The organism is Nitrospira sp. NS4 (assembly GCF_049546785.1).
In the GTDB taxonomy this organism is placed as follows: Bacteria; Nitrospirota; Nitrospiria; order Nitrospirales; family Nitrospiraceae; genus Nitrospira_D.
The window spans coordinates 617,279-629,601 of the sequence record NZ_JBMWAN010000002.1; the positions used below are offsets into that span (position 1 = coordinate 617,279).

Genomic DNA, 12,323 nt, shown 5'->3' on the forward strand with positions numbered 1-12,323 from the left:
AAAAATCGCCCTGCTAGGGGGGAATTTGGCGGAGGAGGCGAGGTTTGAAGCCCAACAGGACCAGAGACTATAGGACTCGATCGTATCTCATCGGTTCGTTCTCAATCACTTACAGAGGAGTCTGAGGCAGGGAAGGAACCGGTCAAACCTGATCGAACCAGATAGTTCTGCCACAGTCTGGCCACAGTGAGCGTGATGATATAGTTGCGCCGGGTGGTAACCAGAATGAGCCCTATGAGTCCATGTAAACTGTGACCCATGAGTCAGTTCATTGAAGGTGTGGACCCTGCTAAAAGCACGTCACGCTGGAGAAGTGGAACTCCGGCAGGACGATGGCGGGGACCAGCATTTTGCCCGTTTCCGAGGTGACCGCTTCCATAGGCGCAGTCCAGGCGTCCACGTGCTGAAAGGCCCGCAGCGGGCTCTCGTGGAAACGGAAGTTCTTCACCGCCGAGACGATCTCGCCTTTTTCCACCAGAAACGTCCCGTCGCGCGTCATCCCCGTCAGGGTAAGGTCGGTCTGGTTCACGGTCCGGAGATACCAGAAGTTGGTGACGAGGATCGCCCGATCCGTCGATTTGATCAGTTGCGCGAGGGATCCGGCAGGCGTGCCCTCTAGGGACAGACAGGGAGCCTCGATCGTCGGAATGACGCCGATCCGCTCCGCCTGCGCCGTAAACCGGTCGTAGAGGAGTTGTTGCAGGGCTCCGTGGCGGATCCAGCATGACGCGGTGGAGGGCAATCCCTCGGACGTAAAGCCGACGCCGAGGAGATCGGCGTGTCCCGGAGAATTGTCCAGCGAGATCCGCTTGTCGAGCATCCGCCGTTTTAACTTCCCGGCGAAGGGACTGGTTCCCTTCAAGTAGGACTTGGCGTCCAGCATCCAGATGATCCAGGACCAGAGACCGGCCACCGCCGCCGGTTCGAGAATGACCCGATAGCGGCCGGGAGGCAGCTCCTGCGGCTCAGCCCCCATTACCGCCTTGTGGATAGCAGAGAGCGTGCGCTCCTGCACCTTCAGCCGGTCGATGGACCGGTGCGCCGCCGAGGCCCAGCCGGTCGCGTCTCCGGATTGCACGGTGATGCTGAAACGCGCTTCCGTCCGTTCTTCGAACGAGCGCAGCCCCGTTCCCGCCGCCACGCCGACCGAGGCGCGGGATGACGAAAGAATCCCCGCCGCCGACAGGTTTTCCATCCGGCATTGGCCGATCGCTTCATTGGCATATTCCAGGCGCACGGCCGGACCGGCTTTGATAGTCTCGCTGCGCGCCGCCGGACAGGCGCCGTATTCCTGAGGACCGACGGGCGGCAGGTATTCAGGATCCTCGGGAGAAACGCGCGCAATGGCCTCCGCCCGCTTCACGGTCTCGCGCAACGAGCCGGCGGTAAAATCCGTCGTCGTGGCCGTTCCCTGCTGTTTTCCAAAGGCCACGGTCACCGCCACGCTCCCCCGGCGGGTATTCACATTTTGCACGACCTGGTTGTTGGCAAAGCGCGTGGTGCCGCCATCCTGATCCTGCAGCGTCACCAGGGTGTGGTCCGCCGTCGAGCACTTAAGGACCAGCTCGGCGATAAACTGAAACTCCTCGCGGCTGGTCATCTTCGGCCAGGGTTTGGCGCCGGTGGCCATCATGATCGCCCCTCGCCCCGGATCACCTGGATGTCGCGGAAACGCGCGTGCGACGCGGCGTGCGTCATCCAGCCGGACTGGCCGGGCTGACCTTTGCCGCACGTGATGAAGCCGTAGCGTTGCCGATGCGACCGGTCGGCCACGCCGTCGCAGCTGTTCCAGAATTCCGGTGTGATACCGTGGTAGATCACGTCGCGCAGCATATGGGTGCGCCGGCCGTTTTCAATGAGCCAGAAGGCGTCGCCGCCGAACTGAAAATTGTAGCGCCGCTGATCGATGCTGTAGGAACCGTGGCCGGCGATGTAGATCCCGCGCTTCACATCGGCCAGCAACTGGTCGAGCGTTGCCGGTCCCGCCTCCAATCCGATATTGGCGATACGGACCATCGGCACGCTCCCCCAACCGTCGGCCCGGTTGGACCCGCGCGAGCGGGCCTCACCGATCTTCGGCGCGACTTCGCGATTGGTGCAATAGCCCACGAAGATCCCCTCTCGCACGATGTCCCATTTCTGGCAGGCTACGCCGTCATCATCGTAGCCGGTCGCCGCCAGCGTCTCCGGTTCGGTGTTATCCGCCACCAGGTTGACGTGCGTGGACCCGTAGCGAAAGGTCCCGCGCTTCTCGGTCGTGAGGAAACTGGTGCCGGCATAGTTGGCCTCATAGCCCAGGGCCCGATCCAGCTCGCTCGGATGGCCGCAGGACTCGTGCATGGTCAGAGACAGATGCTCTGGATCGAGCACCAGATCGTACCGGCCCGCCTCGACAGCCGGCGCCCGCACCTTCTCGACCGCCTCGCGCGCCACCAGCGGAGCCTGTTGCAAGAAGTCGGCCTCTTCGATCAATTCATAGCCTCGCCGGAGATGCGGCGTATTGAACGACCGGCTGGCGAATCGCCCCTCGTGGAGGGCCGTCGCGGTACAGTCCCCACTCGACGCCACCAGATCGAACTCCAGATGAGTGCGCTCCGTGGAGGCAAACAGTTTCCGATCCCGACGTGCCCACAATCCGGCGCTGCTGCGGACTACGCCCGATTGCCCGTGGAGGGATTCCATCGTCGCCAGGAGGAGGTCGGTTTTCTGTTGGAGCGGGACTGTGAAGGGATCCAGCCGCAGGGGCGTCGCGATCCGGTCGCGATGGAGCGGCTCCCTGGCCAGGACGACCTTTTCGATGGCAATAGAGGCGGAGCCTTTGGCGATCTCGACGGCCAGGTCGGCGATACGCGGCACTTCTTCAAGAGAGAGAATCGAACTGGCCGCGAAACCCCAGGCCCCGTGATACAGGACGCGCACCCCGAATCCGACGTCGTCGTTGTCGCGGATCGACGCGATGCGGCGGTCTTCGCCTCTGATGGTCTGCGTGGTGCTGTGGACAATACGGATGTCGCCATATTCGGCGCCCGAGGCTGCCAGACGTTTCAGCGCCAGGTCGGCGAAGTCATCCCAGCTGGGAGCGCCCATCGCGTGACCGCCTTTGTGAGGAAGGAACGGACGTGGAACGACGTCAGTATAACAGGATCCGGGAGGAGATCGCAGATGGTCAGGGAACGAGAGACGCTCCGGTACCTGAAAGGCCCGGCATGACACAGCCGGTGGTTGTGGACGCCGGTGAGTTAGAGAGGCGAACGCCTCATTGGTAACCGATCCTGTTCCAGAGGCTGTGGAGATCCTCATGCCGTTCCCGGCCGTATGTCGCCAGGGCGAGCTCCGCTCGATTGGTGAAGATCCCGTCGGCGCCGCCGACCCGCACCATCCACATTTCCCACGGGTCGTCGATCGTCCAGGCATGCACGAACAATCCGGCCCGATGCGCGTCGCCCGTGTACCAGGGCCAGGTCATGATATGCCGGGTGGGCGCGTCCCGGAGCGACCAATGAGGTCCGAATGCCCATCGGTATCCATATGTCCCGATACCTGCGCCGACTTCTGTCGCCTTCTTCAAGATACCTTTCCAGCCGTCCTTGCTCGTCATGACCTCGTCGATCAGGAGCAGTCGCGGAACATCGGGAGCCAACTCTTTCAACCGGGCGAGACTATCCGGCTCAAAGGACTGAAAGATCAGCCGGGCGCGCCCCTGGGATCCTCTGCCACTCATCCACCCGTGAGCGGCAAGGGCTTCAACGAGTTGCCGCTCGATCCCCGGAAAGCGCTGCGCCGCCTTGGTCTCAATATAGATCCCGGGACGAGTCGTGCCGGACTCGGCTATTTCAATGATATCCTCGAGTCGGAGAATGCCGAGGCCCTTGAAAGAACCGCGGGCTCGCTCCGGGTTCTGGCGATTGAACCAGGAGCCGGCATCGAGCTGCTGCAATTCAGCGAACGTAAAGGTGTCGATCGTGTCCTTCTCGCGGCCGGGAAAGACCTCGGCCACATTGGTGGTGCGAGAGAGGTCATCGTCGTGCAAGGCAATGAGCACGCCGTCTTTGGTGCGCTGAATGTCAAATTCAAGGTAGTCCGCGCCGAGCTCACGGGCCATCAGGAACGCCGGCCGCGTTTCTTCCGGAGCGAGATAGGAAGCGCCACGATGGGCAATCACGGCGGGTCGAGGAATCCCCAAGGCCCGGACCAGTGTCCTGCCGCTGGAAGGGTCACTGATGAGTCTGGAGACAATCAGTACGATTATTACAGCCAAAACTGCAGCGGCAATCGCGGTGAGGAGCACTCTCAGCCAGCCCATAGCGCTCTTTTCTACCTTTTTCCGACCCCTGTCAAGCCGCAGTGCTTGGCTTCGGTGAGCCGAATCCCCTACGATGGGACATTATGTTGCCGCCGGAGCGGACCCCCCGACAACGAATCATCGACATGATCACCGGCACCAGGCTGTCATCCCATCAACTGGCGCAGATGCTGGGGATTGCGGAACGGCAGGTCGAGGATCATCTCACCCACGTGGTGAAATCGCTCGCCCGGGACAAGACCCGCCGATTCATCCTCGAGCCGTCCCGCTGCCGGGATTGCGAGTTCGTGTTTCGCAACCGCCGGAGACTCACACGCCCCAGCCGCTGCCCCAAATGCCGGAGCGAGGACATTACCGCACCTCGCTACGGCATCGATGGCCAATAAGTCCTACTATCGGCACCGGGAGCATTGGGTTCTGTTGAAGTCGGCCGCCCGCGGCGCTTCCCCTTTCGAGAGGATGGAGCACACAGCCCCTTCCAGGCGCTGCAGGTTGGACCAGAACAGGGACGCGGCTAGAGGCTGCTTCCCATGCGGGTGGTTTCGACGAACTGCTCGGTCGAGTCGTCGATGGCCCGTCCCTGCCGCCCTTTCGGTGGAAGAATGTAAAGGCTCTTCGCGTTCATGCACTCCTGTGCCGGCGGGGGGAGTCTCATCTCGTAGGACACCGGGCGCTGATGGTCGGCCATCTGAAGCTTCGGGTTATACACGCTGTTGAACTTCCAGAGCATCTTCACGAAGTTGGTCTGGCCCCGGAGCAGGTGCCCGGCCGCGAGGCCTGCCGTCGATTTCAAGGCGGCCCAACCCAGATGCTTCTTATTGAGCACCTGTTGCGTCCTGACCAGTTCATCGTAAAACTCGGGAAGCGGGAGTCTTGTCGGCAGCACGGCATGTTGAATGTCGAACAGACGGTAATCCCGCGTCTGAAACTCGCGCGTCTCCGTGTGCCAGCTTTCGGTTCCCGGATAGGGCGTATTGACGCTGATGTTGACGATTTCCGGGATCTCCAGGCACCATTGACGAATCACCTCGAAGCGCTTCCGGTCCCAGTCCGGATCCGCGATCAAATTGATGGCCACGGTGATACCCAGGGAACGGGCGAATTCCAGCGCCTCAAAATTCTTCCCCAGGGAGATCCGCTTCCGATGCATCCGGAGGCCCTCCTCATCGATCGCCTCCACCCCGATAAACATGTACTGAAGCCCGATCGTCTTCCAGAACTTGAAGACCTCCTTGTTGCGGAGCAACACATCGCCTCGGGTTTCCAAGTAATACTGCTTCTTGATGCCCCGCCGGGCGATGGCCTCACCGATCTCAAGCCCCTGTTTCGCCTGGATGAAGGCGACGTCGTCGACCAGAAAAATCCCCGGCTCCTGCACCTGCGCCAGCTCGTCCACCGCCTTCTCAGGGCTGACCATCCGATAGCTGCGGCCATAGAAGGTCCAAGCGCTACAGAAGGAGCAGTCCCAGGGGCAGCCCCGCGCAAACTCGATCGAGGCGCAGGGATCCAGCACACCGATGAAATACTTGCGCCGGTGCCGGAGCAGATCGCGCGCGGGCCGCAGGTTGTCGAGGCTCTCGACGAATTGGGCTGCGGGTCCTTCCCCGTCGAGGGTCACGACCCCGGGGACTTTCGTGATCGCCTTGCGGTCATGCTCGACGGCCGTCAGCAAGATGGGGACCGACACTTCCCCCTCGCCTTTGACAACACAATCAATCGCGCCCTCCGCATGTTCCAGGAACTCCCGGGCGACAAACGACGCGCTATGGCCGCCGACGAAGACGAAGGTGTTCGATCGCGTGGCTTTGGTCAACTTGGCCAGATCCACGATCTCCGGCACGTTCGCCAGATAATTGCAGGAAAACGCCACGACATCGGGTTTCCAGCTATTGAGACAGGCCAGGTAAGCCTTGTGGTCCTCGACCTGCAGGTCGAGGATGCGGACCTCGTGTCCCTCTTGTCGAACCGCCTGGGCCACCAGTTCGAGTCCGAGGGGCTCCAGGCGCAAGTAGATTTTCGTGTACATGAGGGGGCTGGGATGGACGGCTAGAAATTTCATCGCCTCGAACCTCCTTGAGGGAAATCGATGGGCTGATTTTCCGCTATCACCGATGATCCGACTACAATGCCGGTCTGGCCGGCACAGCTGATCTTGATTCAAAGACCGGAGAGGTCGTGATTTTGACAGACCGGTTGGTCCTATTCAATCCTAGCGAGCGCATTACCGCTCTTCGCTCCGGCATTGATGTGCTGGAATCCCCCGTCCCGCGAAGTGGAAAGTAGGGCGCCAACCCGGTAGTATGGCCGCTGAAAGGACCGTCATGAACATCCTACGCCTCATGCTCTACGCCCTGTTCCCCGCCCTCCTCCTGGCCTGCTCCGGCGACAAGGCTCAAGAGCTGCTCGACACCGCGCAATTGGAAGAACAGCAGCGCAACCTCCCCCACGCCAAGCAACTGTACGACGACGTGATCCGCCTCTACCCAAACAGCAAAGAAGCAGAAACCGCCCGTGCGCGCCTGGCCCAGCTCAACACCGGCCACTAGCCACGGACTCCTGTTCGGAGCGCTATCCCCCATCCGGGATTCGCATTCCCCCTCCTTTGAGGCATGGGCTTCGGCCTGGCCCCGGGGTACTCTTGCTCATGACAGCGCACCCGAATCACCGGGGCGCCTCTTATGTTCGAGGAGGACCGAATGGCGAAAACCTACACCCTGCGCAAAAGACCACGCATCCCGACGCAATGCACGTTTCTGTATTTCTGGAATGGGGCCCTGGCGCAGGGGAAAATTTGGGACCTATCGGAAACGGGATGGCGGGCGACCATGGAGCAGCCTCTCCCGGCCGGATCAGAAACTACAGTCTACCTGGCCCTCCCCGACGAGAGCGATTCGAAATACATGACCGTGGACTCTGCCACCCTCTGCTGGTCAGACGGCAAGACGGCCGGCTGGAAAGTCAAGCGGATTGATGAGCCAACCCGAGAACGGTTGCACCAGTATTTAGACTTTGACACGGAGGAATGAGCAACTACCGGCCGGATTGACCGGAGATCGATCTCGGCCACCATGGAATGAAGGCGTTCGTGGTTTCCTGATAACGGCGATACTCCTCTCCGCGCGTTCTGAGCGCCTCCGCCTCCGCCCAGGGAATCCCGGTGATCTTGACCAGCGCCACACCCATCACGACCGGACCGATCCAGGTCAGCAGCCAGCCGGGACTCCCGATCGCCATCACTACATAGGCCCACCAATGGACCCATTCGAAAAAGTAGTTGGGATGGCGTGACCAGTACCACAGCCCCTCGCGGCAGACCCGGTCGTGATTCCAGGGCTTGGATCGAAACCGGGAGAGCTGCCGATCGGCGACGGCTTCGCCCGCCACTCCGACCAGCCACACGACGACCCCGGCGAGTTCCCAGAGCCCGAACGGCGGCCGTGGATTCAGCATCACCGCTAGAAACGGGAGCGAGAAAAGGACGACGGCGGCCGCCTGCAGCTGAAAGTACCCGAACATCCTGATCGGCTCCGACAAGCGCCATTCACGGCGCAGCCGTTGATAGCGACGATCTTCTGCCTTGCCGATCACCCGATTGAAAAGAATGTACCCGCCCAGGCGCAAACCGTAGACTGACGCCATCACGAGCAGGAGAAGTTTCCGTTCCCCCTCACCGGCCGCAAACATGGCATATCCCGCCACGACAGCAACGAGGCCGAAACACCACCCCACGTCCGCGAGCGAGGCATTGTGCCGGTACCGCTGGATCACCCACAGGAGGCTCATCCAGCCCGCCATCGCGACCATGGCGAATTCAATAAGCGTCAAGGGATCGAATGTGGTCATGGATTCAGATCCGTTGTGGGATAGTCCCAGAGGTCCCTGCCCTGTCCCTGGCGGGAAGCCATCCAACTGCGTAGCCCTGCGATACGGAAAGACAAGAGGCGCTGAAGCTTGTCGCAGCGCATCGACAGATCGGGCGGTCGCTGCGGTCCGCGATAGGCACTCACTGATCCTGGCCGGAGGCCTGACGCCAACTCAGGGTACCACTGTGTCAGCGTTTCACCGATTTCCATTCGCGACAGCCGTTCAGCCCCTCCAAGATGATAGAGGCCGGACCGCTTTTGGCCGATCAATTCCCAGACTGCGCGGGCCACGACCCCTGCCGGCACAGGACTGCGAAACTCATCGGTAAACAGCGTGAGTCGTTGATGTGCGCCGGCGCTTCGACGCATGTCTTCCACAAAACTGCGGTCGCCGGTCGGCGAGGCGCCGGCCGTCAGTGCCAGGCGGATCACCGTGTGCCTGGGATGGCTCAAGACGAGTTGTTCGGCCGCGGCTTTGGTTTCTCCATACCGGTTGATTGGATTGATCCGGTCCGTCTCGACATACCAGCCCTGCCGACCGTCGAACACCTGATCGCTCGAAAAGAACAGGAGGGGCCGGTCGCCTGCGAGCGAGACGAGGAGAGCCGTGGCGTCGACGTTCATCTTCCGGGCCAGTTCGGGATCCTGCTCACAGACGGCGGGGCGGCTGATCGCAGCGCAATGAACGACCAGCGCCGGTTGATGCTCGCGCCAGAGCCGACGGACGGTTGCCTCGTCTGTCAGATCCACATCCTCTCTGGTCAGCCCGCGCACGTCCCAGTCAGGCCCCCACCGTGAGGCGGTCCGTACGAGATAGCTTCCGACCAGTCCCCCCGCGCCGGTAATCCATGCCACCGGCTTCACAGAGCGCCTCCTAATCGCCTGATCTCCGGCACCTCGATCACGCGAACCGACTCAGGAGGATGCTCGACGGCCCAGACGAGTGTCATGAGCATGTCGTGAATGGACACGAGACCAAGGCGAAGTGCCATGTCACGCGTTGGCGGGATCAGTTCCATGAGTCGATACGCCGGCTGCAAGACCAAGGGCCACCAATGACCGGGCCCCAGGATATACCAGGGTCTGAGAATGGTCGCACGCAGGCCGCTGGCCCGCAACTGGTCTTCGCACTCGCGACGCACGTCGATGTAGGGTTTCATGATCGGGGCCGGCTGCGCCACGCTGACATAGACGAAGTGTTCGACGCCTGCGGTCTTCGCGGCATCAATGGAGGCGCGACCCGACCGCAAATCGACGGCCCTGAACTGCGGACCTTTCCAGGGCGCCGGCTTCGGGACACCGACCAGTTGGACGACGGTGTCGCTGCCTCGCATGCCCTCTGCCAAGATCGCGCCGTTCAGAGGATCACCGATCATGGATTCGCAGCCGGGAGGAAGTCTGTCCGGTGAGGACCCGCGAGCGAGGGCACGCACGTGATGCCCTCGCTCGACGAGCAATGGAATGAGGCGGCTGCCGAGATAGCCGGTTCCGCCGGTCAGATAGATACGCCGCGCAGGGGACGCAACGGCCACAGACAAACCTTAGCTCCGCGTCAGTTTCCGGTACCGGATCCGGTGCGGCTGGTCGGCTTCTTTGCCGAGACGCTTTTTGCGGTCTGCCTCGTACTCGCTGTAGTTCCCCTCGAACCACACGACTTTACTGTCGCCTTCGAACGCCATGATGTGGGTGGCGATGCGGTCGAGGAACCAGCGATCATGGCTGCTGATCACGGCGCAGCCGGCGAAGCTCTCAAGTCCCTCTTCGAGGGCGCGCAACGTGTTCACATCGAGATCGTTCGTCGGCTCGTCGAGAATGATGAGGTTCGCCCCCTCCTTCAACATGCGGGCGAGGTGCACGCGATTGCGTTCGCCGCCGGAGAGGTCTTTCACCTTCTTCTGCTGATCGGTCCCGGCAAAATTGAACCGGGCGCAGTAGCCGCGGGCATTCACTTCGGCCTTGCCGAGCTTGATCGTGTCCTGGCCTTCAGAAATCACGTCGTAGACGGATTTGTTCGGATCGAGGCTCCGATCCTGATCGACATAGCCCAGCTTCACGGTTTCGCCGATCTTGATGGTGCCGGCATCCGGCTTTTCTTTGCCGATGATCATCTTGAACATGGTGGTCTTGCCGGCGCCGTTCGGCCCGATCACGCCGACGATCCCGCCTTTCGGCAGATTGAAGTTGACGTTCTCGTACAGCAGCCGATCGCCGAACGCCTTGCTGATCCCCTTGGCTTCGACCACCACATCGCCCAGTCGCGGTCCCGGCGGAATGTAGATTTCAAGATCCTCCGCCACCTGCTCCTGCTTCTGATTGACCAACTCCTCGTAGCGGTTCAGACGCGCCCTGCCCTTGGACTGGCGGGCCTTCGGCGACATGCGAATCCACTCCAACTCATGCTCGAGCGTCTTCTGGCGCTTCGACTCGGCCTTCTCTTCCTTTTCGAGCCGGTCCTTCTTCTGCTCCAGCCAGGAGGTGTAATTGCCCTGGAAGGGAATGCCGTGGCCGCGATCGAGCTCCAGAATCCAGCCGGCCACATTGTCGAGGAAATAGCGGTCGTGCGTGACGGCGATGACCGTGCCCTTGTATTGCTGCAGGTGTTGCTCCAGCCACTGGACGGATTCGGCATCGAGGTGATTCGTCGGCTCGTCGAGCAGGAGAATATCCGGCTCCTGAATCATCAAACGGCACAGCGCCACGCGGCGCTTCTCGCCGCCGGAAAGCACGCTGATCTTGGCATCCGCCGGGGGACAGCGCAGCGCGTCCATGGCGATCTCCAGCTCGTTTTCCAATTCCCAGCCGTTGGCCGCTTCGATCTTCTCCTGGATCTGCGCTTGCTTGTCGATGAGCTTTTCCATCTCGTCGGGACCGACTTCGCCGATCTTGTTGCTCACCGCTTCGTACTCGTGCAGCAGCGCGACCAGCTCCGCTTTGCCTTCTTCGACGACTTCCTTCACCGTCTTGTTCGGATCGAGCTGCGGTTCCTGTTCAAGCAGGCCGACACTGTAGCCCTTCGACCGGGTGATCTCGCCGGTATAGTTGGGATCGACCCCCGCAATGATCTTCAGCAGGCTGCTCTTGCCGGACCCGTTCAATCCCAGGACGCCGATTTTGGCGCCGTAGTAAAACCCGAGATAGATCTCGCGCAACACCTGCCGCTTCGGGGGATAGACCTTGCCGACATTGACGAGGGAAAAAATGACTTGTTTATCGTTGGTCGTTGCCATATCGCGTTCGTTCTCCTGGTAATCAGCCTGAATGGAAGGGTCACGATAACAAAGCCCGCCCCGATTCACAACCAGTTGCCGGAACCCGCGACTTGATGGAGAGGCCGGATACCTGCTTATATGGAACACACCTGAGATGCCGGGTTTCAGTGGGTCACTGTGCCGTTCCATCGGCAATGCGCGTTCCCCCAAAGAGGAGGAGGTTCCGCTATGGTCCCTCGAGCTGCTGCGACATTCGGTCATCGACTCGTGGTCCTGCTGCTGGTTCTGGTGATGATGGCCATCGCGCCGATAGCGAAGGCGTCGGATACCGATCGGGAGCAGCGCGACCTGGTGGATCAGGCCAGGATGACGCTCGATAATTTCATGGCAGACCCCAACATGACCTGGTTTCGCGATCACGTGAAGGACGCCAAAGGCGTATTTATCGTGCCGCAGTTTCTGAAAGCCGCCTTCTTTGTCGGAGGGGCCGGCGGCAGCGGGGTCTTTCTGGGCAAAGACGAGAAAACCGGTGAATGGAGCGAACCCGCGTTCTTTACCATGGGAGCGGGGAGTTTCGGCTTTCAGTTCGGCGCGCAAGCCTCCGAAGTCGTGCTGCTCGTGCTGACCCAGCGGGGCGTCGATTCGCTCTTAAGCGGCACGTTCAAGCTCGGCGCGGATGGATCGGTCGCGGTGGGACCGGTTGGAGCCGGCATGGCCGGCGCGACGACGCCCAATTTGAGCGCGGATCTCTTGTCCTTCGTCCGGGCCAAGGGACTCTTCGCGGGGGTGTCCTTGGAAGGCGCCGTCCTCGCCGCCCGGGACGAATGGAGCAGAGACTATTACGGCCGGCCCGTCAGCCCCAGGGACATTGTGATCCGCAGAGAGGTGAAGAACCCTCACTCCGAACACCTGCGGGCCCTGCTCCTCAAGGCCGGAGAAAAATAGTAG

The 12,323-nt window shown here is 61.4% G+C and carries 12 protein-coding genes; 4 read left to right on the forward strand and 8 right to left on the reverse strand.

All coding sequences use genetic code 11. The annotated features are described in order from the left end of the window. Window positions 1–289: 289 nt before the first annotated feature. The 3 genes from ACO9S2_RS07560 to ACO9S2_RS07570 all read right to left on the reverse strand — a co-directional run bounded on the left by ACO9S2_RS07560 (window position 290) and on the right by ACO9S2_RS07570 (window position 4,303). Window positions 290–1,633 (reverse strand): TldD/PmbA family protein, encoded by a 1,344-nt coding sequence (locus tag ACO9S2_RS07560; protein WP_423721345.1) that lies wholly within the window; start codon window positions 1,631–1,633, stop codon window positions 290–292. Further along, complete coding sequence (locus ACO9S2_RS07565) at window positions 1,630–3,087, reverse strand: TldD/PmbA family protein (protein ID WP_423721347.1); 1,458 nt, start codon at window positions 3,085–3,087, stop codon at window positions 1,630–1,632. Before ACO9S2_RS07565 ends, ACO9S2_RS07560 begins: the two co-directional genes overlap by 4 nt. A gap of 169 nt (window positions 3,088–3,256) precedes the next feature. Next, window positions 3,257–4,303, reverse strand: coding sequence for a glycerophosphodiester phosphodiesterase family protein (locus ACO9S2_RS07570; RefSeq protein ID WP_423721348.1), 1,047 nt, complete (start codon window positions 4,301–4,303; stop codon window positions 3,257–3,259). Between the two features lie 83 nt (window positions 4,304–4,386). Here ACO9S2_RS07570 and ACO9S2_RS07575 point away from each other — a divergent pair, with 83 nt between their 5' ends. Beyond that, window positions 4,387–4,689 carry a transcriptional regulator gene (locus ACO9S2_RS07575; RefSeq protein WP_423721349.1) on the forward strand — a complete coding sequence of 101 codons (303 nt, stop codon included), beginning with the start codon at window positions 4,387–4,389 and terminating at the stop codon, window positions 4,687–4,689. A gap of 128 nt (window positions 4,690–4,817) precedes the next feature. Here the strand turns inward: ACO9S2_RS07575 and hpnR are convergent, their stop codons facing one another. Next, a complete protein-coding gene (gene hpnR / locus ACO9S2_RS07580) occupies window positions 4,818–6,362 on the reverse strand; it encodes a hopanoid C-3 methylase HpnR (protein ID WP_423721350.1) in 1,545 nt (514 codons plus the stop codon). 262 nt (window positions 6,363–6,624) lie between these two features. On the opposite strand from hpnR, the gene ACO9S2_RS07585 reads away from it, so the two are divergent. Then, complete coding sequence (locus ACO9S2_RS07585) at window positions 6,625–6,849, forward strand: hypothetical protein (RefSeq protein WP_423721351.1); 225 nt, start codon at window positions 6,625–6,627, stop codon at window positions 6,847–6,849. A gap of 150 nt (window positions 6,850–6,999) precedes the next feature. Beyond that, complete coding sequence (locus ACO9S2_RS07590) at window positions 7,000–7,329, forward strand: PilZ domain-containing protein (protein ID WP_423721352.1); 330 nt, start codon at window positions 7,000–7,002, stop codon at window positions 7,327–7,329. Window positions 7,330–7,333: 4 nt separating this feature from the next. Here the strand turns inward: ACO9S2_RS07590 and ACO9S2_RS07595 are convergent, their stop codons facing one another. The 4 genes from ACO9S2_RS07595 to ettA are packed head-to-tail and all read right to left on the reverse strand — an operon-like array spanning window position 7,334 to window position 11,393. After that, on the reverse strand, window positions 7,334–8,146 hold the full coding sequence (locus ACO9S2_RS07595) for a DUF1295 domain-containing protein (RefSeq protein WP_423721353.1): 813 nt from the start codon (window positions 8,144–8,146) through the stop codon (window positions 7,334–7,336). After that, window positions 8,143–9,030: an SDR family oxidoreductase gene (locus tag ACO9S2_RS07600; protein WP_423721354.1), complete on the reverse strand. Its 888-nt coding sequence runs from the start codon at window positions 9,028–9,030 to the stop codon at window positions 8,143–8,145. Before ACO9S2_RS07600 ends, ACO9S2_RS07595 begins: the two co-directional genes overlap by 4 nt. After that, a complete protein-coding gene (locus tag ACO9S2_RS07605) occupies window positions 9,027–9,698 on the reverse strand; it encodes an SDR family oxidoreductase (RefSeq protein WP_423721355.1) in 672 nt (223 codons plus the stop codon). The genes ACO9S2_RS07600 and ACO9S2_RS07605 overlap by 4 nt, the downstream gene beginning before the upstream one ends. A gap of 9 nt (window positions 9,699–9,707) precedes the next feature. Beyond that, on the reverse strand, window positions 9,708–11,393 hold the full coding sequence (gene ettA / locus ACO9S2_RS07610) for an energy-dependent translational throttle protein EttA (RefSeq protein WP_423721356.1): 1,686 nt from the start codon (window positions 11,391–11,393) through the stop codon (window positions 9,708–9,710). Window positions 11,394–11,603: 210 nt separating this feature from the next. Between ettA and ACO9S2_RS07615 the strand changes: the two genes are divergently transcribed. Beyond that, entirely contained in the window at window positions 11,604–12,320 is a 717-nt protein-coding gene (locus ACO9S2_RS07615) for a lipid-binding SYLF domain-containing protein (RefSeq protein WP_423721357.1), read from the forward strand. Window positions 12,321–12,323 lie beyond the last annotated feature (3 nt).

What these genes read in the sequence shown, in the direction of transcription:
- ACO9S2_RS07560 (WP_423721345.1), bottom strand. Translation starts at nt 1,633, where the DNA reads ATGATGGCCACCGGCGCCAAACCCTGGCCGAAGATGACCAGCCGCGAG.
- ACO9S2_RS07565 (WP_423721347.1), bottom strand. Translation starts at nt 3,087, where the DNA reads ATGGGCGCTCCCAGCTGGGATGACTTCGCCGACCTGGCGCTGAAACGT.
- ACO9S2_RS07570 (WP_423721348.1), bottom strand. Translation starts at nt 4,303, where the DNA reads ATGGGCTGGCTGAGAGTGCTCCTCACCGCGATTGCCGCTGCAGTTTTG.
- ACO9S2_RS07575 (WP_423721349.1), top strand. Translation starts at nt 4,387, where the DNA reads ATGTTGCCGCCGGAGCGGACCCCCCGACAACGAATCATCGACATGATC.
- hpnR (WP_423721350.1), bottom strand. Translation starts at nt 6,362, where the DNA reads ATGAAATTTCTAGCCGTCCATCCCAGCCCCCTCATGTACACGAAAATC.
- ACO9S2_RS07585 (WP_423721351.1), top strand. Translation starts at nt 6,625, where the DNA reads ATGAACATCCTACGCCTCATGCTCTACGCCCTGTTCCCCGCCCTCCTC.
- ACO9S2_RS07590 (WP_423721352.1), top strand. Translation starts at nt 7,000, where the DNA reads ATGGCGAAAACCTACACCCTGCGCAAAAGACCACGCATCCCGACGCAA.
- ACO9S2_RS07595 (WP_423721353.1), bottom strand. Translation starts at nt 8,146, where the DNA reads ATGACCACATTCGATCCCTTGACGCTTATTGAATTCGCCATGGTCGCG.
- ettA (WP_423721356.1), bottom strand. Translation starts at nt 11,393, where the DNA reads ATGGCAACGACCAACGATAAACAAGTCATTTTTTCCCTCGTCAATGTC.
- ACO9S2_RS07615 (WP_423721357.1), top strand. Translation starts at nt 11,604, where the DNA reads ATGGTCCCTCGAGCTGCTGCGACATTCGGTCATCGACTCGTGGTCCTG.